Genomic DNA, 25708 nt, shown 5'->3' with positions numbered 1-25708 from the left:
CCGCAATTATGTCAGATTTCATCCTGATGGGAGACTTCCCCGTGACCCACCCTGCGACAAAGCGCACCGGCGCCGAGGTCCTGATGGACAGCCTGGTTGAGCAGGGCGTGGAGGTTGTGTTCGGCTACCCCGGTGGCGCAGTGCTCCCCATCTATGATGCGCTGTTCACCGATGATCGCATCCGCCATATCCTGGTGCGCCACGAAGCCGGCGCTGCCCATGCAGCCGAAGGTTATGCTCGTTCCACCGGCAAACCCGGCGTGGTGCTGGTCACTTCCGGGCCGGGTGCAACGAACGCGGTCACCGGCATTGCCGACGCGTTCATGGATTCCATACCCATAGTCGTGCTCAGCGGGCAGGTCGCCACCGCGATGATCGGCACCGACGCGTTCCAGGAAGCGGATACGATCGGGATTACCCGCCACTGCACGAAGCATAATTATCTGGTGAAGGATCCAGCAGAGCTTGCCGGCACCATCACCGAGGCTTTCCGCATTGCAACGACGGGACGGCCCGGCCCGGTGGTCGTCGATATTCCCAAGGACGTGCAGGTTGCCGAGGTCCAGGCAGGAAGCGCTTCCCCGCTGCGCGCCGACCGTTACCGACCTGTGCTCCTTGGCCGGGATGAAGCGATATCTGAAGCGGTGCGGCTGCTGGCTGCCGCTAGGGCACCGGTGCTCTATACAGGTGGCGGTGTCATCAATTCAGGACCGGAAGCGTCGGTGTTGTTGCGCGAGTTGCAGGCAGCATGCGGCGCCCCGGTGACTTCCACGCTGATGGGATTGGGCGCTTTCCCTTCGCGGGGCAAGGCATGGCTTGGCATGCTGGGCATGCACGGGACATTCGAAGCCAACATGTCGATGAACCGTGCGGACGTCATCCTGTGCGTGGGCGCGCGCTTCGATGATCGCGTGACTGGTCGTCTTGACGATTTTGCTCCCGATGCAATCAAGATCCACATCGATATCGATCGCTCCTCGATCAACAAGACCGTTGCGGTGGATCTGCCGATCATCGGGGACTGTGCGCATGTGTTGCGCCAGATGCTTGATGAATGGAAAGCAACTGGCGCGCAGGCTAACGATCTGGGCGAATGGTATGCCCGCATAGAAGGCTGGCGGGCGCGGCTTTCCCTGGCCTATCCCAAATCCGACACGCAGATCATGCCGCAGCATTCCATCGAGCGCCTGTACGAGCTGACGAAGGATCGCGACCCGATCATCACGACCGAGGTGGGTCAGCACCAGATGTGGGCAGCGCAGCATTTCCGGTTCTTCAGCCCCAACAAATGGCTGACCAGCGGAGGTCTGGGTACCATGGGCTATGGTCTGCCCGCGGCGATCGGCGCGCAGATCGGCAACCCCGACGCACTGGTCATCGACATCGCCGGCGAAGCTTCAATCCAGATGAACATCCAGGAACTTGGCACAGCGAGCCAGTATCGCCTGCCGGTGAAGGTGTTCATCCTCAACAATGAATTCATGGGCATGGTCCGCCAATGGCAGGAGCTGACCTATGAAAGCCGGTACTCGAACAGCTATTCGGAATCGCTGCCCGATTTCGTGATGCTGGCGCAGGCCTATGGCTGGAAAGGCATTCTGGTGCAGGACCCGGATGATCTCGATCAGGCAATCAACGACATGCTCGCGCATGACGGTCCGGTCATGGTGGACTGCCGGGTTGCACAGCTGGCAAATTGCCTGCCGATGTTCCGTTCAGGCGCGGCACACACCGACATGCTCCTTTACGGCGACGAAGCACCTGCGGCTGTCACGACAGAAGCACTGGCCGCGGTATGAGCATGCTGGATGAACGCCCATCTGAACGTCACGTACTGACAGTGACGGTGGACAACGACCCGGGCATTCTGGCCAAGATCGCGGGCCTGTTTACCGCGCGCGGTTACAACATCGACAGCCTGACTGTCGCCGACATCAGCGAAAATCATCGTGTTTCGCGCATCACCATTGTCACACAGGGCCCGCCTCAGGTCATCGACCAGATCCAGGCGCAGCTTGAACGGCTGATCCCGGTCCACAAGGTGGAGGATCTTACCGAGCTCGGGCCGCATGTGGAACGCGAACTTGCGCTCGTGAAAGTGGCGGGACGCGGCGACAGCCGGGTGGAAGCGATGCGGGTTGCCGGGGTGTTTCGCGCCAAGGTGGTCGACACCACGACGCAAAGCTTCGTCTTTGAAATCACCGGGGCACCGGCAAAGATCGACAGCTTTGTTGCGCTCATGCGCGAGCTCGGTCTGGTCGAAGTCGGCCGCACAGGCATCGTCGGCATGATGCGCGGTGTCGGCTGAGCCAGGTTTCTTGCTCCTTGGTGAAGGAGCGCTTCACGCCTTGAGGGATGATTGACTTTGAAAGTATTTTACGACGCGGATTGCGACACGAACCTGATCGCCGACAAGAAGATTGCCATTGTCGGCTACGGCAGCCAGGGCCACGCCCATGCGCAGAACCTGCGTGACTCCGGCGTGAAAGAGGTTGCCATTGCTCTGCGCGAGGGGTCCGCAACCCGCAAGAAAGCCGAGGACGCCGGCTTCAAGGTAATGACGAATCGCGACGCAGCGCAATGGGCAGACATCGTCATGGTGCTGGCGCCCGATGAACACCAGGCCGCGATCTGGCAGGACGATCTTGCCGGCAACATGAAGCCGGGTGCGGCGCTTGCCTTCGCTCACGGGCTCAACGTGCATTTCGGTCTCATCGAACCGTCCGCCGATCTCGACGTCATCATGATCGCGCCCAAGGGTCCGGGGCACACCGTGCGCAGCGAATATGTGCGTGGCGGCGGGGTGCCCTGCCTCATTGCCATTCACCAGGATGCAACCGGCAATGCCCATGACGTGGCGCTTGCCTATGCCTCGGGTGTGGGCGGCGGCCGCTCCGGCATTATCGAGACGAACTTTCGCGAAGAATGCGAAACCGACCTGTTTGGCGAACAGGCGGTGCTGTGCGGCGGCATTACCCACCTTATCCAGGCCGGGTTCGAAACCTTGGTCGAAGCAGGTTATGCGCCCGAGATGGCTTATTTCGAATGCCTGCATGAAACCAAGCTGATCGTCGACCTGCTGTACGAAGGCGGCATTGCGAACATGCGGTATTCGATCAGCAACACGGCCGAATATGGCGATATCACTACCGGCCCTCGCATCATCACGGACGAGACGAAAGCCGAGATGAAGCGCGTGCTGGCCGACATACAGTCAGGCAGGTTTGTAAAGAACTTCGTTCTCGACAATCGCGCCGGGCAACCTGAATTGAAAGCGGCGCGCAAGCAGGCCGAAGCGCACCCGATCGAAAAAACCGGTGCGCAGTTGCGGGCAATGATGCCTTGGATCGGTGCCAACAAGCTGGTGGACAAGGAACGCAACTAAGCATGATCTAAGCAGACGCTGCTTGCGCTGAACAGACGATGTTGCCGGTGCGTCGATCTGCACCGGCAGCGATTGCCGGCAAAGTAACACACAAGTTGCTTGCGACGGATCGGTCCAGCGGCCACTCTTGTCGCTGCACCCGCCTGAAAAGGAATTGTTCATGCAACCAAGATACCTTGTACCTGTCGCGGCGGCTCTTATGATCACTGCTGTGCCAGTGCTCGCGACAAGCCAAAGCGGGCCGCAGGTCCCCGGAGCGCAGGACGTCTCCCGGGTGAGCGCCGGCACCTATCGCACTGACCCTCTGCACACGTTGGTCGGCTGGAGCGTCAATCATTTCGGGTTCAATGATTACTACGGCGTGTTCGGCGATGCAGAAGGCGTGCTGCAGATCGACCCTGCCAATCCTGCGGCAGCCAGTGTGGCAGTCACCATCCCGATCACCAGCCTTGCAGTCGTCAGCGAAGGGCTGCGCGAGCACCTGCTGCGTGGCGGCAAGGATGGCGCGGCGGCCGATTTCTTTGGCCCTGAACCTGCACCTGCGATTTTTCGTTCGACTTCTGTCCGAATGGATGATGACGACAAGGATGAGGCGGTGATCACGGGAAATCTCACTCTCAATGGTGTCACCCGGCCAATCACCATAGAGGCGGAGTTTACCGGCGCCGGCGCAAACCCGATGAGCAAGAAGGAAACCATTGGCTTCGAAGGCGAAACGGTGATCCGGCGCTCCGAGTTCGGGATGAGCGCCTTGATCCCGCTCGTCGCAGATGAAGTCGAGTTGAAGATCAGCGCTGCGTTCGAAAAGCAATGATCGGCGGGTTCGGGCGGCGCGGTCTGCCGCCTGCCTGAACTTGGCTATGGACATATGTTGCACACGCTCACATAACATTATGAAACATGCTTTTTGATGCTGCCCTTGTGCTGCGGTTTTCGGGATTGCCCGCGACCCTGGCTTCGCTTTTGCGACTTACCCGCCCCCGGGCGTGAACTTCTGCGCGGCTATCTGCGCGTAGTGTCCGGGGGTTGATACAGCAAAGCCACTCTCGCAAAATCTAAAAGCGGAAAACCTACATGTCCATGTTGCCTGATCCGTCGGTAAAGTACCGGCCATTTGCTCCTGTTGATCTGCATGATCGCACGTGGCCGTCACGTGTGATCGATGCGCCCCCGCGGTGGCTTTCAACCGATATGCGCGACGGCAATCAATCACTTATCGATCCTATGGACAGCGCAAAGAAGAACCGCTTCTTCGATCTGCTGGTGAAGGTCGGACTCAAAGAAATCGAGGTCGGATTCCCGGCTGCCGGAGCGACAGAATTCGGCTTCATTCAGGGGCTGGTGCAAAGCGGACGCATTCCCGACGATGTGGTCATACAGGTGCTGACGCAGGCGCGCGAGGATCTGATCCGTACCAGCTTCGACAGCCTGGAAGGCGCACGAACTGCAATCGTGCATCTGTACAACGCAGTGTCGCCAGCCTGGCGAGAGATCGTGTTTCGCATGGATCGTGCGCAGGTGCGCGAGATTGCCGTTACAGGTGCGAGCATCATGCGTGACGAAGCGGCCAAGCGGCCCGACACTGACTGGCGCTTTCAATATTCGCCCGAAACCTTCTCGACCGCAGAACTCGATTTCAGCCTCGAGTGCTGCGAAGCGGTGATGAGCGTGCTGTGTCCCACGCCTGACCGGCCGCTGATCCTCAATTTGCCTGCCACGATCGAGGCGGCAACACCCAACATCTACGCTGACCAGATCGAATATTTCTGTCGCAACATTCCCAATCGCGAGAGTGTCGTAGTCAGCCTGCACACTCATAATGACCGGGGCACCGGTGTCGCCGCTGCCGAGCTTGGCATCATGGCCGGCGCAGACCGGATCGAAGGCTGCCTGTTCGGCAATGGCGAGCGTACGGGCAATTGCTGTCTCGTGACAGTCGCTCTCAACATGTACACGCAAGGCATTGATCCGGGACTGAATTTTTCGAACATTGATGAAGTCATCGAAACGGTGGAATATTGCAACCAGATCCCGGTGCATCAGCGACACCCCTATGGTGGTGAGCTGGTGTTTACGGCATTTTCGGGCAGCCATCAGGATGCGATCAAGAAAGGATTTGAGGCACGGGACCAGCAGAACGACCGTGGCTGGCGCGTGCCTTACCTGCCGATCGATCCCGCCGATCTTGGCCGCAACTACGAGGCTGTGATCAGGGTGAATTCGCAATCCGGCAAAGGCGGTTTCGCCTGGGTTCTGGAGCAGGATCAGGGATTGAAATTGCCCAAGCGGATGCAGGCGCATTTTTCCAAGGCAGTCCAGCATCTCGCTGATGAAAAGCAGCAGGAAGTAACGGCACACGACATCTGGTCCGCTTTCTGTCGCGAATATCATCTCGATGCACCGCAGCAATTCACGCTGGTCGAATATGAGGAGACCAGGGCAGCGGATGGTTCCCGCATCTTTGCCGGCACGATCGGCGTCGATGGCAAGGAGCGCAGCGTATCGGGCCGCGGAAACGGGCTGTTGTCATCGGTGGTCGCGACGCTCGCCGACAGCTTCCAGATAAGCTTGGAAATCATCGACTATTCGGAGCATGCCATGTCGACCGGATCAGATGCCCGCGCGGCCGCTTACGTTGAATGCATGGCCGCAAATGGCGAAATCATCTGGGGGGTCGGCATCCACGAAGACGTCGCAACCGCCAGCGTCCGCGCCATCTTGAGTGCCGCCAACGCAGCACACGGCCTCCTTCCCCGCTGATCAGCAGGAATGTGCTTGTCAAACGGCACTCCATAGCGCGTCCGCCATGGCGTCCAAGGTGCTGAAATCAACGCCTTGGGCTACCGGATCCTTGCGATTGAGCGTAACCGGCGGGCCTGCGGCGCTGCACAAGCGGCGTCGCAGCGCCAGTTGCAGGAGGAACAATCGTTCCGCAGCATCCCTATCTGCCTGAAGAACGCATGCAGGGCGTCGTTGCGACCAATTTTTTTCAATGACCGCCACCCGCTCTGCAACGACGTCGGTGTAATGCCGGTGCGGTCCACGATGCAACGGCAATTTCTGCTCGGCCGCATGGCTTTCGGTCCCAGGAAGCAGAACACCATTGGTGGTAAAATCTTCAAAACCGACACCTTGGGCCTTCATCACCATCCAGAACGGCCGCAAATTTTTTAGTTTTTGCAACTGCCTGGGAAGCAGGTGATGCTTCTGCCAGCCCGGTTTGAACCCTCCCCGGTTGCGGCAATTCACGTCCCTGAAGAACAGCCGCGGCCTGCCGCCGGCGTAAAACCGTTGTGTCGCCCCCAAAATAATGTGCCCCCCGACTCATAATTGTCAATAAAGGGTTAACGGCATCGCCGGGATCGAAAAAGATGCGTTCGGCAAAATTGTGCCTCGTGCCTGCCAATCCACTTTGCGAAGCAACGCAACAGCCGTAGACGCAGTGACATGGAACCTGCGATGATGCCCGCCAGCCCCTTCGAGCTTGCCGCGATCGTTTCGGTCACGGCGGCCGTGCTGGGCTGGATCAATTATCACCTGCTACCGCTGCCAAATGCCATCGGGCTCACCGTGCTTGGCGCCGCGCTGTCGGGTGCACTGCTTGTCGCCAATGCGTTCGCACCCGGGCTGCAACTGGATAACATGGTCAAGGCGCTGCTCGCCCAGACCGATTTTTCGCAGACCCTGCTGGAAGGCATGCTCAGTTTCCTGCTGTTTGCCGGAGCCTTGCACGTGAACCTGCGGGCTTTGCGTGCCGAATGGCTGCCGGTGCTGCTGCTTTCGACGTTGGGCGTGATCCTGTCGACCGTGATCGTCGGGTTCATGATGTTTGCCGCCATGCAGCTGATCGGGATCGGCTTGCCGCTGATCTGGTGCCTGGTGTTCGGTGCGCTGATCGCGCCGACAGATCCTGTGTCCGTGCTGGGCATCATGAAGCAGATGAAGGTGCCCCCGCTCCTCCAGGCGACGGTGTCGGGCGAAAGCCTGTTCAACGACGGCGTCGGCATCGTGGTATTTACCATCCTGCTGGGGGCGGCAGCGTCCGGGCAGGATTTTTCTTTCGCCAAGGGTGCGCATCTCTTCATCGTCGAGGCGGGCGGCGGGTTACTGGTCGGGCTTGCCGCCGGCAGCATCGCATTTCTCGCCCTGCGATCGATGGACGATTACCCGATGGAGGTGCTCATCACGCTTGCCGTTGTCATGGGCGGCTATGCGCTGTGCAACCGGCTTCACCTGTCGGGGCCGCTCGCAATGGCGGTTGCCGGCCTGCTCATCGGCAACATGGGCACGCGCTATGCGATGAGCGAAGTGACCCGTGATTACCTCATCAAGTTCTGGGAAGTGGTGGACGAACTGCTCAATGCCGGACTGTTCCTGCTCATCGGACTTGAAGTCATTGCCATCGTGCCGGCGCTGGACGAGCTGTGGATTGCACTGGTGGCCGTTCCTGTAACCCTGCTTGCCCGGACCATCGCGGTGCGGGTGTCGCTGCTTGCCGTGCGGATCACCCGTGGACGCCAGCCTGCGGCCCGGCGCGTGCTGATCTGGGGCGGATTGCGCGGTGGCATCTCGATCGCGCTGGTGCTGACGATCGATGCCGGCACTGTCCGTGACCTGCTGCTGGCTGCAACATTTGCCGCCGTGCTGTTTTCGGTGCTGGTGCAACGGGCGACGCTGGGCCCGCTGATCGACCGGGCAAAGGCCGAGATCGACGCCTCGAAGAAGATCAGAGCGAACCCCTGATGGTGGTGCGGTTTCGTTGCGCCGGCGGTGCTTTTCCAATACAGCCGCGCTAAATCTCTTTGTCAGGCAGGACTGCCGCATGGCGGCGATCTGCCTTGCCAGCTTAAAGGAAGTGCAATGTCGCGTCGTCGCCAGATTTACGAAGGCAAGGCAAAGATCCTTTACGAAGGGCCGGAGCCAGGCACGATTATTCAATATTTCAAGGATGATGCCACCGCGTTCAATGCGCAGAAGAAAGGCACCATCAACGGCAAGGGCGTAATCAACAACCGCATCAGCGAGTTTGTGTTCACGCGTCTGTCGCACATCGGCATACCCACCCACTTTATTCGCCGGCTGAACATGCGTGAACAGCTGGTCCGCCAGTGCGAGATCATTCCCATTGAGGTTGTGGTGCGCAATGTCGCGGCAGGATCGCTTTCAAAACGGCTTGGCCTTGAAGAGGGGGAGGCTCTGCCGCACACGCTGGTCGAATATTACTACAAGGACGACGCGCTTGGCGACCCGCTGATCGCAGAGGAGCACATCGCCTGTTTTGGCTGGGCCTCCAATGAAGAAATGCAGGACATTGCGGCAATGGCCATCCGCGTGAACGATTTCCTGGTCGGAATGTTTGCTGCCGTCGGCATCCGGCTGGTCGATTTCAAACTGGAGTTCGGTCGGCTGTGGGATGGTGATTACGCGCGCGTCATCCTTGCCGACGAGATCAGCCCGGACGGCTGCCGACTGTGGGACATGGTCACCGGCGAAAAACTCGACAAGGATCGTTTTCGTCGCGACCTGGGCGGCGAAGAAGATGCCTATCAGGAAGTTGCGCGCCGCCTTGGCGTCCTTCAGGAAGACGGTCCCAGCGAGGTCGCCGACCTTTCGCATCACCGTAAGTTGCGGGGCAAGAACTGACACCGGCAGATGGGCTGGCGTGTGGTGGCGATGACCCTGGCAGCTTGCGGGTTGACTGGATGCAACACCCTCTCCCTGCCAACGCAGGCGTCAGCCGCTGCCGGCCTTGTGACGCTCCCGGCAGGCGGACCGGTTAGAATGCAAGCCGGCCGGAACGGCGTGCCCGCGCCCGAGGCGATCCTCGATAACAGCGATATTAAAATTGACCCTGCGATCCGTCTGGGACGGCTCAATAACGGCCTGCTTTACGCCATCATTGCGAATGCCACGCCTCCAGGAACGGGCGAAATCCGCCTGCGGATCGACGCCGGCTCGCTTGATGAGGAGGAGCACGAGCGCGGTTTTGCACATTTTGTGGAGCACATGGCGTTCAACGGTTCCACGAGCGTTCCCGAAGGCGAAATGATACGGCTTTTGCAGCGTGAGGGGCTGGCATTCGGCGCCGACACCAACGCCAGCACCGGGTTCGAGGCCACTACATATCGCCTTCGCCTGCCCAGCAACCGTCCCGAACTGCTCGACACCGCGTTGATGCTCTTTCGCGAGATCGGAAGCGAACTGACGTTTGACGCACAGGCCGTGGAACGGGAACGCGGCGTCCTGCTGTCGGAGTTACGCGACCGGCACGACTACCGGCTTAAAGAAACCATCGGCCGATATCGTTTCGAAACGCCGGGCAGCAGGCATTGGCAGCGGCTGCCGATAGGCGGGCGTGACAGTCTTGAAAACGCCGACGGCGCTGCGCTCCTCGCTTTCTGGAAACGCCATTATCGCCCCGAGCGCGCAGCTATCATAATCGCCGGAGATTTCGACGTTGACGCGGTGGCGCAGGCGATCGAACATGCGTTTTCAGACTGGACGAATGATGCGCCGGCTGCTCCTGCCCGCGAATATGGCGGGATTGCCATGCGCGATCGCGGTCGCATGGCAGTTTACATCGATCCTGCCCTCTCAGAGCGGCTCACTGCTTCGGCAGCAGCGCCTGCCCTGCCCGCTGCCGACAGCGCGGACGAGCGGCAGCGCAATGTCCTGCGCCGCATCGGCTATGGCATCGTCAACCGGCGTCTCGCCAGACGGTCGCGCGACAAGAACGCACCTTTTGCTTCGGCGGGTTTCGGCACCGGCACCCTGTTCCGCATGGGACAGGTCACGCGCCTTGTCGTTGACACCGAAGAAAATGGTTGGCCGGAGGGAATTGCAGCGTCAGTGGCGATCTACCGGGACGCTCTTCAAAACGGGTTTTCTTCTGCCGAGGTGGACGAGCAATGGGCCAATATCCTCGCTGCGGTGGAGAACGGCGCGACGGGCGCACAAACCCGTAGCCACGCTGCTCTGGCTGATGGGCTGGTGGCACTGCTCGACACCGGGACCATCCCCGCTACACCGGCCAGCGCATTGGCGCGGCTGGAAGCCATGCGCGCTTTGGTCACGCCTGCCAACGTGCTGTCCGCGTTGAAAGAGGATGCCTTGCCGCTCACCGATCCTGATTTGCGTTTCCGCGGCAGAACCGCACCTGCAGGCGGTGGAGAAGCGATGCGGGCTGCCTGGCACAAAGCCATGCAGGCATCCTCTATGCTCGATGCGCATGACGAGGCCGGACATTTTGCCTACGATGATTTTGGTCCGTCCGGAACGGTGGCGACGGATAAGCTGGAGCCGGTCTATCAGATCCGGACCATCCGTTTTGCCAATAATGTCCGACTGAATCTGAAACGTACCAGTCTTGCCCAAGACAGGATCAGCATCTCGCTCACCATCGATGGTGGCGATCTGCTGACTACGGCTGAGGAACCGCTCGGCGTGCAGCTTGTCCCGCTGCTTGCGGCGGGTGGCCTTGGCAAGCACGATGCAGACAGCCTGCAGACGCTGCTTGCCGGGCGCAGCGTGGGCCTTGGTCTCACCAGCGCGGGCGATGCGTTCGTGGCAAGCCGCACCACGACATCGCGAGATCTTGAACTGCAATTGAAGCTTCTTGCAGCACTGGTGGCTGATCCTGGCTTTCGCGAGGAACCGGTCGCGCGATACAGACGCACTCTGCCCGACACTTTTGCTCGGCTCAATGCCACGCCCTTTGCTGCGCTGCGTGCGGCAGAAGGCGGTATCCTGTCACAGACCGATCCCCGCTTTACCCTGCAATCACAAGCTGCTTACGAAGCTTTGTCCTTTGCCAGCCTGCGTGAAACCATTGGTCCCTCACTTGCACATGGCGCGGTGGAGATCGGCATCGTTGGCGATTTCAATGAAGATGCCGCCATTGCTGCTGTTGCACGCAGTTTTGGCGCTTTGGGCCAGCGAGACGCCGCATTCGCTCCTCGCACGACGGCACGGCGTCGCAGCTTCACGACCGAGCGGGCCGAACATGTGGTTCACCATGCCGGAGCGCGGGATCAGGCGCTGATCCGCGCGATATGGCCGACTACTGACGACAGCGATCCGGAGCTTGCCGCCCGCCTTGAATTGCTTGAAAAAGTCGCAGGCATCGCCTTGACCGAAGAACTGCGTGAGCGGCTTGGCCAGGCATATTCGCCCTCTGCGGATAGCAGCATGAGCAATGTCTACGCCGAATACGGCACGTTTTCACTGACGGCGGCCGTGGCTCTGGATCATCTGGCCCCATCGCAGGCAGCGTTGATGGCCGTGGTCGCGGAGCTGCGCGATCATCCGGTTAGCGCCGACCTGCTGAACAGGGCGCGGCAGCCGCTGCTTGACACAATAGACAATGCTCTCAAAACAAACGCTGGCTGGCTCGGCCTTGTCGGCAGGGCACAAGGGCGGGCAGAGCGGCTGGCCAGGTTTGAAGGTTTTCGGCAGCGGATCGAGGCCATTACGCCCGATCACCTGCAACAGGCTGCGCAACGCTGGCTGAACACAGGGGATGCCGTGATCATCCTGGTCGTTCCTGACAAAGCCGATCAGACTTGACGCAGATGACGCAGGTCTGACGATGCGCCATCCTTCTTGAGCGCTGGCGGCTTGCTCTACGCTCCTGTGAGCGTTACCGCCAAAATCAGGCCTCTTTTACCAGGAAAGTCGCGTTATGAAGGTGCATGTTCACGTCAGCCTAAAGCCCAATGTTCTCGATCCGCAGGGCAGAGCCATCCATCATGCGCTGGAGGGACTTGGCTTTGATGGCGTGAACGACGTTCGGGCGGGTAAAATGATCGTGCTTGATGTGGCCGACGACACCAGCGATGCCACACTTGACGAAATGTGCCGCAAGCTGCTGGCGAATATGGTCATGGAAAACTACCGCATTGAGAAAGCAGGCTGAGATGGGCATTACCGCCGGTGTCGTGATCTTTCCCGGGTCCAATTGCGACCGCGACATGCTCGTGGCAATCGAACGCGTGCTTGGCCGCCCCGCCGTGCCGATCTGGCATGCAGACACGCAGCTTCCAGACACGCTTGGTCTCATCGCAATTCCCGGCGGTTTTTCCTATGGCGATTATCTGCGCTCTGGCGCCATGGCAGCACGCAGCCCGGTAATGCGCGCCGTTTCCGAAGTGGCGCACAAAGGCATGCCGGTGCTGGGAGTATGCAACGGATTTCAGATCCTTACCGAGATGGGCTTGCTGCCCGGTGCTTTGCTGCGCAACGCCGGCACGAACTTCATCTGTCGGGATGCAGAACTGATTGTCGAGAATGCCCGAACACCGTTCACGCACGGATATACCGCCGGGCAAAGGATTACCATTCCAGTGGCTCACCACGATGGCAATTATTTCGCGGATGACGCCACGCTGGATCTGCTGGAGAACGAGGGCCGCGTGGTCTTCCGCTACGCGGACAATCGCAACGGTTCAGCGCGCGACATTGCCGGCATCGTGAGTGCTGCAGGTAATGTGCTCGGCATGATGCCACACCCCGAGCGCGCCATCGATGCCGCACATGGCGGCACTGACGGCAGGACTTTGTTTCAGAGCATGTTTGACGCGCTCCAGCCAGCCTGAGCTTGGCGGAGCGCGTCTGTACTGCGTCGACGGCGCGGTAGCAGCGTCAGTAGGAGCCGCGGCTCGCCATCACGCTTGGCAAAGTAAGCAGCAGGATCTTCAGGTTACGTCCAACTGTGCCCTTGCGCACGTAGACGACATCGAAAGCCACACGACGGCGGTAATCAACGTCATTGCGGCCGCTGATCTGCCAAAGACCAGTCATGCCGGGGCGCACCGCGCAATAATGATTGAAGTACCGCCCGTAGCGCGTGATTTCCGCAGCGACGATCGGGCGTGGACCGACAAGGCTCATCTCACCGCGCAACACGTTCAGCAGCTGCGGCAGTTCATCAAGGCTGCTCTTGCGCAAAAACCGGCCAATGCCGACGATGCGCGGATCGTCACGCAGCTTGTGATCCCGTTCCCACTCGATACGTGCAAGCGGATCATTGGCCAGCATCCGTTCCAGTCGCTGCTCCGCGTCAGTAGCCATCGTGCGGAATTTCAGGCACTTGAACACTCGACCATGGCGGCCGATACGATCCTGGCGGAACAGGGCCGGACCAGGATTGGTGAGGATGATCGACAAAGCGATGATCGCCATCAGCGGCCCGAACAGCACGAGCAGACCGCTGGCACACACGACATCGAAGATACGCGCAGTCAGCGGGTCAGCGGCGATAATGCGCCCGGTCGTCCGGATCCGGGGCGGGCGGTATGCGCTGCGCTCGATCGGGGTAATCATCATGTGCGTGGCCTTTTGCGTTGCGGTGCAGCAAAGCTATAGCCCCTGTCATGAAGTTTTTGAAGGGTGTTAACCTATTGGAAACTTTCCGTATCGATCTGGGACGCAGATCATAGCCGTTCCATTCAAAATCAAAATAGCCGTGCGCCAAGGATTACGACACCCCATGAAAGCGCCGTCCCGGTCGCAAGAATGATTACCTTGGCAGCGCCCGGCCAATCTGCATCAGGCGACGGCACCTGGCGTACGCGCCTTGCTCCACCAGCAGTGCCAAAACCCTGTGGCAGACCCGCCGCCGCATGCCGCAGAACACCACGCTGACTCGAAGCTGGATTTACGATATTGGCCATGATCAAACCCCTGCTGTGTGGATCGATCCTAACCAGCAAAAGTTTAAAAATGGTTAGCAACTCTGCGTGAGCCGCCGCTGCCTTCCTCCGCTTGCGGAATATCGACCGTCCGTCGGCGCAACGCACGGCCGATTCGCACGTTTACAGAACGCTTTCGATCCACGCCTTGATCTGACCCTTGGGAGCAGCGCCAAGCTTTTGTGCAACCTGCTTCCCATCCTTGAACAACACCATCAGCGGAATTGATTGAACGCCAATCTGCCCCGGAACATCCGTGTTGGCCACGATGTCCATTTTGGCAATCGTAACCTGACCTGCCATTTCATCGCTGATTTCCTCGAGGGCGGGAGCTATCATCTTGCATGGGCCGCACCAGTCAGCCCAGAAGTCCACCAATACAGGCTGACCGGATTTCAGCACATCAGCATCGAAACTGGCGTCAGTCACATTCTTCGTCGGCATCTGGTCAACTCCTTTGATTTGTCAGGCTTCCATCTGGAGGTCGTGCAGCCAAAGCGCAACCGGGTCGGGAAAATGCCGCTACAACGCAGTCGGCTCCACATCATGCAGCAGCGAGGCAGGCAGGGTGAACAGCCGCGGTGCCTGGGTGTATAGCAAACCTGCTTCTACAGTTCGTGCGGGGTAGATGATTTGCAGGGCCGTCACATAGGCGGCCATTTGCCGCAGGTGTGCCAAGGGGATTTCGCCCAATGCGGTGGGCGGGCTGCGAGTCGTCTTGTAGTCCACGACCTGAACAAGATTGCGACCGATCAGCAGGCGATCGACCGTGCCTGTGATGACCCGTCCATCGAAAGTCGCGGTCAGCGGCACTTCTGCCAATGCATCCGCGCTGAAGATGGCGGCGAAGGCCGGATCATCGAGCACCTTCATGGCCGCGCTGATCAATGTCTGACGATCGTCAGGCGTGAGATCGGCTGCCTGTTTCGACAGCCAGCGGCTTGCTGCGGCAAGACGATCGGCAGGAGCAACGACCGGCAGACGTTCCAGCAGCCGGTGGATCAGCACGCCGCGCCGTGCAGGATCGATCGGAGCCGCCATGTCCGGGTGCGGTCGCAAAGGCGGATCAGGAGCGGCGTAATCATCCAGCGTGGACGGTGCCAATGGCCGTGGTGGGCGCGGCTCCTGCCCGACGGGCTGGTGCAGCCACTCCGGCAGTGTCACTCGCGCTGCGGGCGCAACCGTCGGCATCATACTGACCGAATGACAGGCTTCCTGTCCGGCCGTCAGCGCCCCCGCCCAGATCGGATCATCCTGCCAATCGCCGCTGAACAGGTCACTGAGCCGCGCGTACCAGCTGTCCTCGGGCGGAGCATCGCGCCGCGCCGGCAAGGCGCCGGCGATGAACAGCGCCTCTTCGGCACGGGTCATGGCAACATAGAGCAATCGCCAATGCTCCTGTCGCTCGGCAATGGCAGCGGCTTGCTGCGCTTCGACGATGCGGCCCCGCCGTTCCTCCTTGCGTAATGGCGGCAGTGGCACACAACGGGGCGCAAACCCCATTGCAGGATCGCCCGCTTCAGTCAGTTCCATACCGGATGGCATCGAACGGTCCGGATCATCGGCAGCATCGGCGAGAATGACGATTGGCGCCTGCAATCCTTTGGAACCATGGACCGTCATCACGCGGACCAAACCTGCATCCTGTGCCGCTTCGCGCTTCAATTCTCCGGAACCTGCGTCAAACCAGCGGACAAAACCCGCAAGGCTTGCTGTCTGCACAGCGGCAAAGGCCAGCGCGGCATTCAGCAGTTCATCAATCGCGTCCCCTGCTTCTGCACCAAGCCGGGCCATCAACACGCGTCGCCCCTGCCATGGCCCTACCAGCAGCCAGTGCAGCAATGCCTGTAGCGGCTGGTAATCGGCACGTGCCAACAGCGCGAGCAGCCGCGTCACTGCATCGCGCGGCGTCTGTGCCGTGGCGGCGCGCAGATGATCCCAGAGCCGCACATGCTTCTCGCGATAGCCATGCTCCAGCAGATCCGCCTGGCTCCAGCCGAACAGCGGGGACACCAGCAGTGCTGCGAGACTAAGATCGTCGTGTGGTTGCGCGGCAAAACGCAGCGCTGCCATCAGATCGCGCACCACAAGCGGTGCACCCAGCCGCAGCCGGTCCACTCCGGCCACGGGCACACCTTGTGCATGCAGCCGTGCCACGATGAGCCCGGCAAGATCCTTGCGCTTGCGGACCAGGATCAGAATGTCGCCCGGCCCGGCGTGTCGCGCCTGCCCCTTGACCAGCATGAAGCCGCTGTCGAGCCAATGGCGCACCTGCCGCGCGATATTGTCGGCGACGCAGCGGTCGGGCCGCGACAGCCACTGTTCCTCTCCCAGCCGGTCACTGCCTCCTGTCTCTTCGGCTGTGGAAGCAAGGCCGCCTTCACCATCCTGTGCGTCTGCGGCGGCGCCGACGGCACGCCACAAGACCACCTGCCCGGGCCGTTCTTCGCCCAGATGCCTGCCTGGATCTGCGGTCAGGCCGAAATTCTGCGGCCCGATCGCAGCGATGGCGTCATCCACAAAATCGAGGATCGGCTGCGCGGTGCGGTAGCTGCGTTCCAGCCCATATTCCTTCAGCGTGCGCAAGGTGTGTTCGCCGCGCAGCCGTTCCTTGTTGGCAAAAGCCTGCGCCATGCGCCCCCGCACCCGCTGACGCGCCGCTTCGAAATTTTCTGGGCTCGTGCCCTGGAAGCGGAAAATCGCCTGCTTGTAGTCGCCGACCACGAACAAAGTGCGCGGCCGTTCTCCGGCAGCACCAATTCCGGCGTAAAACTCTTCGGTCAATGCATTGATGATGTTCCACTGCGCCGCATTGGTGTCCTGTGCTTCGTCAACAAGGATGTGATCGAAGCGGCGGTCAAGCTTGTAGCGGATCCAGTCCGACATGTCGGACCGTTGCAGCAGGCGGGCGGCCTGCCGGATCTGGTCGTCGAAATCGATGAACCCCTCGCGGTTCTTTGCCTCCTCCCAGGCCAGAGCGAAGCTGCGGCCCAACGTCAGGGCCGGAGAAAGCCAGCTGGCCAGCGCTTCGAGCGCCTGCGCATCCTCCACTGCTTGAAGGAGCTCCTTCACTTCGGCAGCATGTTCTTCGTAGGCAGGGTCGATTTTCAGCACGAATTTCAGCGATCGAACAGCGCCCGCCTTCGTGAACAGCGCGCTGCGCAGCTGCGGCAGGGTGGCAAGCCTCTCTATCGGATTGCGTTCAAGCCATGCCGCTATCGCAGATGCATGCCCGAGGCCTGTCTTCGTGCCCCAGCTTTGCAGTGCAGCCATGCAGGAACGCAGCGCATCGACAGCAAATAAATCGTCACTACACGAAGCTGCCAGTTCATCCGGTTGGGCCTCGGCCGCAAGACCCAGCAATCGTCTCACCCGCGTCATCAGCGGCGGCTGCCACGCGCCTGGTCCTTCCCACACCTCGCGCGCGGCGGCGCAGGCCATCAAGAAATTTTCAATGGCGCTCTGGTCCATCCGCAGCGACAGCATGGCCAGAGCCTGCGTCAACGTCGTATTGCCGGTCTCCTCTGCCTCGATCAGCATCTGCGAGAGCACCTGTCGCAGCAGCAGTTCGCGATCGCGGTCCTCCATCGGCCGCGTGCCGGGGATCAACCCGGCCTCCATGGGAAACGCCGACAGCAGCCATTGCGAAAATGCATGAATGGTCTCGATCCTCAGGCCGCCGCCGGGACAATCCAGCACCGAGGCAAAGCGGGTACGCGCCCGTGCGCGTGTGTCAGGATCAAAGGGAGCGCCAATCGCCCGCAGACTGTTGGTGAGCACGGCTTCATCTGCGCGCACCCAGCTGGTCAGCTCGTCATTGACGCGGTTTGCCATTTCGGCAGCGCCCGCGCGGGTAAAAGTAAGACACAGGATCTGCGACGGCTCCACGCCGGGCTGGAGCAGCAGGCGCAGCACGCGTGAGGACAGCACCTGCGTCTTGCCCGTACCGGCCGATGCCGAAAGCCACACCGATTCCTTCGGATCGACCGCATGGCGCTGATTGTCCTGCAGCGCGAAACGCCTTGTCGCACCTGCTGGCGACACCATCGATCTGACGGTCACAGACCCGCACCATCGCGCGTAGCGCGCGCATGCCATTCATCCAGCCGCATCAGCTGATCATATTCGGCATAGGACGGCAGGTCAGGGTTCAGCCGGGCAGTGAACGGCTCAGTGCCCTTGATCCACCGGTTGATCGCATCCGAGAGAAGCTCCGCGCTCTTCGTCAGGAATTCGGGGCGCGGTATGCCCGTCTTCTTCGATCCTTCGAGCACAGGCTCTTCCCGGTATCCGAACCGATCCCGCGCGTCTCCCTTGTCGCCCCTGGTTCTGGCAAGGGACCAATATTCGAACGCCTGCGGCTCCCCGCGTATACCGTCAAAACCGCCTTGTGCTGCAACAAGGCCGGTAGTGCCAAGCTGCAGCGCAAACCCTGCGGCGACTTCTGACGCCCGCGGCGGGTGCCCTGTCTTGTAATCGACAATGCCGAGCCTCCCATCGGCAAGCCTGTCGATCCGGTCCGCCCGTGCGGTGAGCGTCACGCCCTGCACTTGCATGGTCCCTGTGCACTCCACGGCGGCAATGGTACGCCCTTGTGCCGCAAGCGCGATTGTTTCAGCCTCTATCCAGTCAAGCGCAAGCAGCAGGCGCGGCTGCCACAGACCGCGCATGAACGGATGGCCCGACATGGCACGTAACATGCCCTCGGCCAGCGGGCGCAGCGTTCCCGGCGCTGCCCCATGCACCTTGTACCATTGTTCCAGGATGGCATGCACCGCACTGCCTTTCCAGGCCGGCGACGGCTCCACGTCCATGCCTTCGACCGGGCGCAGGCGGAGGATCGACACTGCGTAAAACCGATAAGGATCGGACCGCAACTGATCGAGCGAGGTTGCCGACAGGTCCACCAACCGCTGCGCAGCGCTGGGCATTGGCTGCGGGCGGGGGTGCGGATCGCTTGCCGGTGCCGCATCAATCGCTGCGGCAAGCATCGGGGCACGCGCTTCCTCGTGCCGGACCAGTAATTCGGACCCCAGCATGGCCTTTACCCGCAGGATGAACCGGCTGGGGATTACCGGACCGGAATTGTCGCGGCGCGCGTGGCTCAGCACCACTTCAGGTGCGCCAAGCGCCGCGGCCAGATCATGGGCGGATAGCCCGATGCGAAAATCGGCTCCCGGTATGCCGAGCGCGCGCAGGATAGCAGGCGCGATCAACGGGTCTGTTGCAGGCGGTTGCGGCCAGCTTCCCTCGTGGAGCGCGCCGCAGATCACAAGGTCCGCACGGCTCATCCGCGCTTCGATCAGGCCATAGATCGCAACCCTTGGATGGCCGCCATAGGGCGGTCGCACTGCCTGTATTTCCATCGCATCGCGCAGGATCGCCGGCAGTTCCTCCGGTCGCATGATGGTCGTGATCCGGCCAGCAGCATTGCGCAACTCCTCGACAAGGCCGGCAAGCGCGCGTCCGTCCGCATCTTTCCAGATGGCCATGCCGCACAAGGCTTCGGCGGCGGTGGCAAGTGTGTCCAGCGCATGATCAAGAGCGATGCGGTCCGATCCGCCCATCGTGTCGAGCGGTAACATGACCGCTTCCACTTCCTGCCCCCACTTTGCCATGGCGCTGTTCTGGCGCCGGGCCGCCAGCCCCTTTGCAATCATGGCCAGTGGCGCCAACCCCGAACCGGTGCGCGGCCCGCGCATGGCCAGATCCAGCGCGCGGGCATGCTGCAGCCATGCAATCCGGTCTGTTGCCAGCCCTGCATAGGGGTGCAGCAGCGTAGCGATGAATGGCACCGGCGCAGCACGGGTGGCCAGCACCTCTGCAAGCAGCAGCAGCATGCGTCCTGCCGTCGTCTGCGGCAGCGGCACTCCGGCTGTATCATCAGCAGCAATATTCCAGCGCTGCAGATGTGCGATCACCCGGCCAGCCAGCCCGCGGTCAGGCGTAATCAGCGCAACGCGCCGTTCAGGCGTTTCCACCGCCTCGCGTATCAGGATGGCGATTGCCTGCGCCTCCTCCTCCTGATGAGCGGTTTCCATGATCCGCACTCCGCTCAGGCGGCGGCGGTCGGCAGCCAGGCCGATCCACCCGGCGCTGTGTTCAGGAGGCAGGAACAGGTTCGATATGGCATGGCTGCGTTCGGGCGGGGCCCTGCCCAGACCGGCGCGGTGCCATGCACGCACCTCTGCGCGTGCCACTCCCATCCGGTTCAACAGCAGCTTGAGGTGGTATTGCGGATGGGTCACGGCATCCCCGGCACCAATGGGCGGATCATCGACATCATCTGCAATCCCTGCGCGACCAAGGTCGCTCCACACCGCCGCATCGAGCGAAAGATCAAGATCGGGCAGGACCACCGATCCACGTGGCAGCCCGGCAATCACCCGCAGCAGACGGGCAATAGAGGGGCTGGCGCTGGTAACTCCGGCTGCGACGATGTCGCCTGCCGGAGGATTTTGCCGCCAGCGCTGTGCTGCATCATCCAGCAGCCGGTTGCGCCGTGCCGGTGCATCGAGCATGCCGCGTTCCTGAAGGCGGGCAAGCCACATCGTCTGAACCGTAGCGAACAGATGCAAATTGCGGGTCCAGTGCTCCGACAGGTCGCCCAACCGGTCGAGCACTGCTGGCCCCATCAGCTCCTCGGGGCCGATCCCCTCGACCAGCAGCCGGTCCATGCCACGCCCGATCTCCCGCGCGTGACGCAGCAAGGCGGCCTGGCTGACCCCTTCACCCAACCCGCTGCGCTGCATGGCGGTACCAAGCAACTGCGCCAGTTCAAGCCAGCGCTGCACCGGATCCACTTGTGCGGGAATATCGCTGTCGCTGTCCAGCGGATCGAACAACGGACCAAGCGTCTCATCCAGATCAAGGTCGCTCACCACTGCCATGCGCGGCAGCAGCAACCCGTCTCCGCCCAACCGCACGAAAGCTTCCGTTACAGTGCGGATCGCCCGATGGCTGGGCAGCAGCAGCAGCAGCCGGGCAAGACCTGTTTCATCCTGTCCGTAACGCGGGATCAGTCCTGCGACCAGCGCATCGGCAAAACCGCGATGCGCCGCGATGGAATAGATAGATAACCGGGTCTGCGTGCCGTTGCTATTCAAGCGCAAGGATCTCCTCGGCTACACGAATGTGTTCGGGTCGGCCAACTTCCACCCAATCGCCGTCGTGAACCGTACCGAACAGGCGACCTTCCCCAAGCGCACGTTGCCACAGGATGTTGGTGGAAAAACTGTCCTGCGGCGGCAGGTCACGCAGCAGCCGCTTCGACACCAGCTGAATGCCGGTAAAAACATGGGAGGCGGTCTGTGCAGTGCGGCGCTGCAGCTGTCCATTAGCTCCCAGTTCAAAATCTCCCGGACCGTCGTGATTGCGCGCGCGGGCCAGTGGCACGAGCAGCAACAGCGCGTCCATCACCGCATCGTCCCAGGCAGCAGAGAGCTGGCGGAACACATCTGTTGCTCCATCTGTCCACAAGCTGTCGGAATTGAGGCAGAAAAACAGGTCCGCAGCGATCAGCGGCATTGCCCTTGCCAGCCCTCCGCCCGTCTCGAGCAAAGCGTCGCGCTCATCGGAGATGATGATCTGCGGGCTGCTGCGTCGGGCAAGATGCGTCTCGATCATCCGGGCCAGATAGTGCACATTCACGACGGCGCGCCCAATGCCTGCCGCGACGAGCTTCTCAAGCACATGGTCCAGCATGGGCTTGCCGCCAACCTTCACCATCGGCTTGGGGCAAGCATCAGTCAGCGGACGCATGCGTGTTCCCAGCCCCGCTGCCATTATCATCGCAACATCGGTGGCCAATGCATGGGTGGCCAGTGGCGGTCCTTGCGGCAATTCTTCGCCGGTCACGCCGGTCCTGCCGCCATGCGCAGATGAGCCGGAATATTGGCATCAAACCAGCGCGCCACCGGATCAAGCGCAGGATGCCGCAGATCGCGTTCCAGCGCTGCCCAGACGCGGGGCACCAGATCGAGGTAGCGATGCTTGCCATCGCGAAGGGACAAGCGCGTGAAAATGCCGATGATCTTGGCATTGCGTTGCGCCCCCAGCCGCGCATAATCAGCGCGGAAGTCTTCTCCTGCGCCAACCAAGGTCTCATAGTTGGAGAGCATCGCCTGCTCCAGCGGCACCGGCACATCGCGGCGGGCATCCTGAAGCAGCGACACCAGATCATAAGCCGGGTGACCGATCAGCGCGTCCTGAAAATCCAGCAGGCCCTGACCTCCGTCATCGAGGAGCATGATGTTTTCGGCATGATAGTCCCGCAGGACAGTGACCCGGCTGCTTCCTTCCAGCACCGGCGCCAGCACTGCGCGCCACGCAGCTTCAAAACCGGCATCATCCACCGACAGGCCCTGGGACACACAGAACCACTCGGCAAACAGCTTGGCCTCGCGCAGATATTCGTTGAGATCATATGCATCGAACGGACCGGCGGGTGTTTGGTGCAACCGCGCCAGCACACCGACCGCTTCACGGTAGATCGCTTCCTCCTCGTCGAGATTCTCATCCAGATGATCGCGCATGCGCCGATCGCCGAAATCCTCGAGCAGGGCAAGGCCGGCAGCGACATCGGTGGCGAGGACGCGCGGTGCACGAAATCCATGCCCGGCGAGATAATCGCACGCGGTGAGGAACGGTTGCGGGTCTTCCTGCGGCGGCGGCGCGTCCATCAGCATGGCGGTCGCGCCATTGTCCCGCCTGATGCGAAAATATCGCCGGAACGATGCATCGCCGGCCAGCGGCTGCACCTGCGCATTGTGCCAGCCCGAAGCATTGAGGAACGCGCGTATCTGCGGCACGACAGCATCTTTGGTCATCATGGCAGCCGTGATAGCCAATCGGCACCCGGTTCCACAATGGCTACCCGCCCTGCCGCCAAACTTTCCAGCGTGATCGACAGGCAGCCCGCTTCCTGCAGGAAGCCGCCGACATGCTGCGGCCACTCGGCAATCAGGACCGCACCCTGCCGGTAATCATCAAGACCAAGTTCGGCCCCCTGGCCTGGATCATCGATGCGATAGAAATCGGCATGTACCACAGGAAGCGATATTCCCGGAGGATCGTAGGTCTGGATGATGGCGAAACTCGGGCTTGGCACCTCGCCGGCATAGCCCAGCGCTGCGATGATCGCCCGCGCCAGCGTGCTCTTGCCGGCACCCAGCCCGCCGTTCAAGGCTATGACATCGCCGGGTAAAAGCCTGCCCGCAATGCGTGCGCCAAACCGCTCGGTCGCAGCCAGACCATCAAGCAGCACTTGCATCAATGAAGAACAATGCGAGCAGTGACGGCCGCATCGCTGTCCAGCATTTCAAATGTGCCGCCATGCGCCTCGATGATTTCGCGGGCTTGCGGCAGTCCCATCATTGCCTGCTGGCGCGCGGCTTCCCGTTCGCCCGCATCCCGGTCGTCCGGGTCTGTATTTGCCTGACCTGCTGCACGGTGGCGTACATCAACATAGCATTTGCCACGGCGGCGGGTGAGTCCGATATCGATTTTTCCGCCGCGCGAGGTATCCGCGATCGCAGCGTCAATGATCGCGCCAATGGCAAGAGCCAGCCGATCCGGTTTGCCTGTCACCATCCCGGCGCTGCGATCGCCGCGCAGATTGAGAGTCAGCCCCGCAGCCTCGATCTGCGCCGCGCGTTCATGAACCAATCGGACCATCAGCGGCATGATTTCCATGTCCACGTCCGGCTCGGCGACAGGCTCGCTCCCCTGTCCCGCCATGGCGAGCAGCGTATCGATCTGATCGGACAGCAGGTGGGCTGTTCCTCTCATGGCATTCGCAACCTCGTGCGGGGCCTGAGATCCATCCTGCAGGGCCGCGGCAGATTGCATGATTGCGTGAACGGGGCGGCGCAGTTCATCACCGATACCAGCCAGAAACCGCGTCTTTTGTGCATCTGTATCGAGCAGAGCCTGATTTCGCCTGATCAGCGCCGCTTCGGCACGCTGCGAATCGGTGACATCAAGCGTGGTCAGCAACCCGTTGCCATCCGGAAGCGGCACCGCTGCCAACGACAACGTACGACCGTCGCGCATCGTAACCTGCATCTCGCCATGCTCGCGCCGCAGGATCGCGGCCTCGAGCAGCGTGCCGATCAGTTCTGCTGACGCTGCCTCCTGCAATTGCGGTCGCATCGCGGTGAGCAGCGCATCGACATGCGGTTTGGCCGCGAGGAACCTTTCGCCAAGGTTCCACTGGGCGCCGAATCGCCGGTTCCAGAATTGCAGCCGCCCATCAGGTGCCAGCACCGTCAGCGCTTCGAAGAGGTTGTCGAGCGTCGCCGACCGCACGCGCAGCAGCGTGTCCCGCGCGCTGGAGATGCGGAGCTGCTCGGTCAAGTCCTGCACGATCAGCGTCAACCCGCCATCGGGCATTGGCTGCGCGATGATGTGCAATTGCGTTCCGTCTGCCAGCATCCATTGATCATGCTGCACCTCGGTTGCTTCGAACCAGCCGTTGCGCTCCCGCCGCCATTGCGGAAAATCGCGCGCTTCGGGCAGGCGGCCGGCATCGCGCATCCGGTCAAGCAACCGATCGAAGGAGACTTGCTCGTGCGGCAGATCGCTGAGGTGGAACATGCGGTGCATCGTTGCATTGGCAAGGATGAGGACGCGCTCGGCACTGAACTGCGCCACGCCGGAAGGCAAATGGTCGAGCAAGCTCTGCTGCGCCTGACGAAAGGCGTGGAACCGCTGCGTCACCTGCTCTGCCTGATCGGTGCTTTCTGCATAGCCGGCAAGCCGACCGTCTCCGACCGGCCAATCCATGACGCGGTAGGTCCGCGGTTCTCCTGAACGCGCGCTTTGCACCACGCGCTCGACATCGGCTGCTGCGCCGGGGAGGCTGCCGACAAGGCCAGCTGGCGCAGGGGCGAGTTCAGCTGACTGCCTCACCGCTTCATGCGCAGAAGCGGCTCCTACCGCGCTTGCATAGGCCTGATTGACAAGCTCGAGCTGTCCTTGTGCATCTCGCAGCCATAACGGCCATGGCGCGATGTCGATCACATTGGCCAGCACATCACAATCTGCATGGGCAAGCCGCGCCTCCTCGCGAAGTGCGGCAAGCCGCGCTTCCTCTTGCGTTACATCCGCCACCCAGACGACAACCGCACCACGCGCGGCAATGCGCGCATCGGCGGGATGTCCGGACAGAGCCAGCACACGACCGTCTGCCGCAAGGCGCATGCGAATAGCGAAAGGTTTACCGGTGCTGCCGGTTTCCCGCACGTGCTCTTCAAGCGCGTGCACATCCGTTCCGGCATGATCGGAAGTCGCGAGTGTCTGCGCAGCAACCTTGCTGGACAAGTCGGCCAAAGTGCGGGGCAGTGCCGGCAGCGCGAACATTTCGGCCATGGAGCCTCGTGCCTCCAGTTGGCCTTCTGCATGCACTAGCATCGGCTGCGCCGGCGAATGCTTCATGAGCCGCGTCAACCGTGACAGCCCCTCGCCGTCACTCGAACGGCGCGCAGCTGCGCCAGTCCGCGACGCGCGCAGGATCATCCATATGGCCACTGCCGTCCAGATGAACAGCACCAGCCCCAATGCCGCAATTTCGAGGGGTCCGATCACTATTGACATTTACCGTCACCGCTTTGCTTGCGCACCGCGGCCCGTTGCC

Annotated in this window: 20 protein-coding genes; 10 read left to right on the top strand and 10 right to left on the bottom strand. The window is 61.5% G+C overall.

Going from position 1 to position 25708, the window contains the following annotated elements:
• Nucleotides 1-8: 8 nt before the first annotated feature.
• From ilvB to leuA, 5 genes are all read left to right on the top strand, one after another.
• Complete coding sequence (ilvB, locus tag RM533_RS02640; RefSeq protein WP_311339623.1) at nt 9-1799, top strand: biosynthetic-type acetolactate synthase large subunit; 1791 nt, start codon at nt 9-11, stop codon at nt 1797-1799.
• Between the two features lie 2 nt (nt 1800-1801).
• Nucleotides 1802-2308: an acetolactate synthase small subunit gene (gene ilvN, locus RM533_RS02635; RefSeq protein ID WP_432265007.1), complete on the top strand. Its 507-nt coding sequence runs from the start codon at nt 1802-1804 to the stop codon at nt 2306-2308.
• A 57-nt stretch (nt 2309-2365) separates the two neighbouring features.
• Nucleotides 2366-3385, top strand: a complete 1020-nt coding sequence (gene ilvC, locus RM533_RS02630; protein WP_311339621.1) for a ketol-acid reductoisomerase — start codon at nt 2366-2368, stop codon at nt 3383-3385.
• A 160-nt stretch (nt 3386-3545) separates the two neighbouring features.
• Nucleotides 3546-4199, top strand: a complete 654-nt coding sequence (locus tag RM533_RS02625; protein ID WP_311339620.1) for a YceI family protein — start codon at nt 3546-3548, stop codon at nt 4197-4199.
• A gap of 260 nt (nt 4200-4459) precedes the next feature.
• Nucleotides 4460-6145, top strand: a complete 1686-nt coding sequence (leuA, locus tag RM533_RS02620) for a 2-isopropylmalate synthase (RefSeq protein ID WP_311339619.1) — start codon at nt 4460-4462, stop codon at nt 6143-6145.
• An 18-nt stretch (nt 6146-6163) separates the two neighbouring features.
• Here leuA and RM533_RS02615 read toward each other — a convergent pair whose 3' ends face one another.
• Nucleotides 6164-6634: an AHH domain-containing protein gene (locus tag RM533_RS02615; protein ID WP_311339707.1), complete on the bottom strand. Its 471-nt coding sequence runs from the start codon at nt 6632-6634 to the stop codon at nt 6164-6166.
• A gap of 198 nt (nt 6635-6832) precedes the next feature.
• Between RM533_RS02615 and RM533_RS02610 the strand changes: the two genes are divergently transcribed.
• The 5 genes from RM533_RS02610 to purQ all read left to right on the top strand — a co-directional run bounded on the left by RM533_RS02610 (nt 6833) and on the right by purQ (nt 12978).
• On the top strand, nt 6833-8128 hold the full coding sequence (locus RM533_RS02610) for a cation:proton antiporter (RefSeq protein ID WP_311339618.1): 1296 nt from the start codon (nt 6833-6835) through the stop codon (nt 8126-8128).
• A 117-nt stretch (nt 8129-8245) separates the two neighbouring features.
• Complete coding sequence (gene purC, locus RM533_RS02605) at nt 8246-9028, top strand: phosphoribosylaminoimidazolesuccinocarboxamide synthase (protein WP_311339617.1); 783 nt, start codon at nt 8246-8248, stop codon at nt 9026-9028.
• 138 nt (nt 9029-9166) lie between these two features.
• Nucleotides 9167-11950, top strand: a complete 2784-nt coding sequence (locus RM533_RS02600) for a M16 family metallopeptidase (RefSeq protein WP_311339616.1) — start codon at nt 9167-9169, stop codon at nt 11948-11950.
• A gap of 115 nt (nt 11951-12065) precedes the next feature.
• The gene (purS, locus tag RM533_RS02595) at nt 12066-12299 is read left to right on the top strand and encodes a phosphoribosylformylglycinamidine synthase subunit PurS (protein WP_311339615.1); all 234 of its coding nucleotides are present in this window, start codon (nt 12066-12068) and stop codon (nt 12297-12299) included.
• 7 nt (nt 12300-12306) lie between these two features.
• Nucleotides 12307-12978: a phosphoribosylformylglycinamidine synthase subunit PurQ gene (gene purQ / locus RM533_RS02590; RefSeq protein WP_311339706.1), complete on the top strand. Its 672-nt coding sequence runs from the start codon at nt 12307-12309 to the stop codon at nt 12976-12978.
• 46 nt (nt 12979-13024) lie between these two features.
• Here the strand turns inward: purQ and RM533_RS02585 are convergent, their stop codons facing one another.
• The 9 genes from RM533_RS02585 to RM533_RS02545 form a co-directional block, all read right to left on the bottom strand.
• Complete coding sequence (locus RM533_RS02585) at nt 13025-13708, bottom strand: sugar transferase (protein WP_311339614.1); 684 nt, start codon at nt 13706-13708, stop codon at nt 13025-13027.
• Nucleotides 13709-13836: 128 nt separating this feature from the next.
• Nucleotides 13837-14055 carry a hypothetical protein gene (locus RM533_RS02580; RefSeq protein ID WP_311339613.1) on the bottom strand — a complete coding sequence of 73 codons (219 nt, stop codon included), beginning with the start codon at nt 14053-14055 and terminating at the stop codon, nt 13837-13839.
• A 141-nt stretch (nt 14056-14196) separates the two neighbouring features.
• Nucleotides 14197-14517, bottom strand: a complete 321-nt coding sequence (gene trxA, locus RM533_RS02575) for a thioredoxin (protein ID WP_311339612.1) — start codon at nt 14515-14517, stop codon at nt 14197-14199.
• 78 nt (nt 14518-14595) lie between these two features.
• Nucleotides 14596-18120, bottom strand: a complete 3525-nt coding sequence (addA, locus tag RM533_RS02570) for a double-strand break repair helicase AddA (RefSeq protein WP_432265014.1) — start codon at nt 18118-18120, stop codon at nt 14596-14598.
• Between the two features lie 11 nt (nt 18121-18131).
• The gene (addB, locus tag RM533_RS02565) at nt 18132-21179 is read right to left on the bottom strand and encodes a double-strand break repair protein AddB (RefSeq protein ID WP_311339610.1); all 3048 of its coding nucleotides are present in this window, start codon (nt 21177-21179) and stop codon (nt 18132-18134) included.
• A complete protein-coding gene (locus tag RM533_RS02560) occupies nt 21172-21864 on the bottom strand; it encodes a nucleotidyltransferase family protein (protein ID WP_311339705.1) in 693 nt (230 codons plus the stop codon). Before RM533_RS02560 ends, addB begins: the two co-directional genes overlap by 8 nt.
• 62 nt (nt 21865-21926) lie before the next feature.
• Nucleotides 21927-22904 (bottom strand): aminoglycoside phosphotransferase family protein, encoded by a 978-nt coding sequence (locus RM533_RS02555; protein ID WP_432265006.1) that lies wholly within the window; start codon nt 22902-22904, stop codon nt 21927-21929.
• Complete coding sequence (tsaE, locus tag RM533_RS02550) at nt 22901-23344, bottom strand: tRNA (adenosine(37)-N6)-threonylcarbamoyltransferase complex ATPase subunit type 1 TsaE (protein WP_311339609.1); 444 nt, start codon at nt 23342-23344, stop codon at nt 22901-22903. The genes RM533_RS02555 and tsaE overlap by 4 nt, the downstream gene beginning before the upstream one ends.
• A complete protein-coding gene (locus RM533_RS02545; protein WP_311339608.1) occupies nt 23344-25668 on the bottom strand; it encodes a sensor histidine kinase in 2325 nt (774 codons plus the stop codon). The genes tsaE and RM533_RS02545 overlap by 1 nt, the downstream gene beginning before the upstream one ends.
• Between the last annotated feature and the right edge of the window lie 40 nt (nt 25669-25708).

Source organism: Croceicoccus esteveae, from assembly GCF_031846435.1.
GTDB classification, from domain to species: Bacteria; Pseudomonadota; Alphaproteobacteria; order Sphingomonadales; family Sphingomonadaceae; genus Croceicoccus; species Croceicoccus esteveae.
The sequence above is the reverse complement of the archived record's forward strand: the minus strand, read 5'-3'. Positions and strand labels throughout refer to the sequence as shown.

Excerpts from the sequence above, each read along its gene's own strand:
- ilvB (WP_311339623.1), top strand. The coding sequence starts at position 9 with ATGTCAGATTTCATCCTGATGGGAGACTTCCCCGTGACCCACCCTGCG.
- ilvN (WP_432265007.1), top strand. The coding sequence starts at position 1,802 with ATGCTGGATGAACGCCCATCTGAACGTCACGTACTGACAGTGACGGTG.
- RM533_RS02625 (WP_311339620.1), top strand. The coding sequence starts at position 3,546 with ATGCAACCAAGATACCTTGTACCTGTCGCGGCGGCTCTTATGATCACT.
- leuA (WP_311339619.1), top strand. The coding sequence starts at position 4,460 with ATGTCCATGTTGCCTGATCCGTCGGTAAAGTACCGGCCATTTGCTCCT.
- RM533_RS02610 (WP_311339618.1), top strand. The coding sequence starts at position 6,833 with ATGGAACCTGCGATGATGCCCGCCAGCCCCTTCGAGCTTGCCGCGATC.
- purC (WP_311339617.1), top strand. The coding sequence starts at position 8,246 with ATGTCGCGTCGTCGCCAGATTTACGAAGGCAAGGCAAAGATCCTTTAC.
- RM533_RS02600 (WP_311339616.1), top strand. The coding sequence starts at position 9,167 with ATGCAAGCCGGCCGGAACGGCGTGCCCGCGCCCGAGGCGATCCTCGAT.
- purS (WP_311339615.1), top strand. The coding sequence starts at position 12,066 with ATGAAGGTGCATGTTCACGTCAGCCTAAAGCCCAATGTTCTCGATCCG.
- RM533_RS02585 (WP_311339614.1), bottom strand. The coding sequence starts at position 13,708 with ATGATGATTACCCCGATCGAGCGCAGCGCATACCGCCCGCCCCGGATC.
- RM533_RS02580 (WP_311339613.1), bottom strand. The coding sequence starts at position 14,055 with ATGGCCAATATCGTAAATCCAGCTTCGAGTCAGCGTGGTGTTCTGCGG.
- trxA (WP_311339612.1), bottom strand. The coding sequence starts at position 14,517 with ATGCCGACGAAGAATGTGACTGACGCCAGTTTCGATGCTGATGTGCTG.
- addA (WP_432265014.1), bottom strand. The coding sequence starts at position 18,120 with ATGGTGTCGCCAGCAGGTGCGACAAGGCGTTTCGCGCTGCAGGACAAT.
- RM533_RS02560 (WP_311339705.1), bottom strand. The coding sequence starts at position 21,864 with ATGATAATGGCAGCGGGGCTGGGAACACGCATGCGTCCGCTGACTGAT.
- RM533_RS02555 (WP_432265006.1), bottom strand. The coding sequence starts at position 22,904 with ATGATGACCAAAGATGCTGTCGTGCCGCAGATACGCGCGTTCCTCAAT.
- tsaE (WP_311339609.1), bottom strand. The coding sequence starts at position 23,344 with ATGCAAGTGCTGCTTGATGGTCTGGCTGCGACCGAGCGGTTTGGCGCA.
- RM533_RS02545 (WP_311339608.1), bottom strand. The coding sequence starts at position 25,668 with ATGTCAATAGTGATCGGACCCCTCGAAATTGCGGCATTGGGGCTGGTG.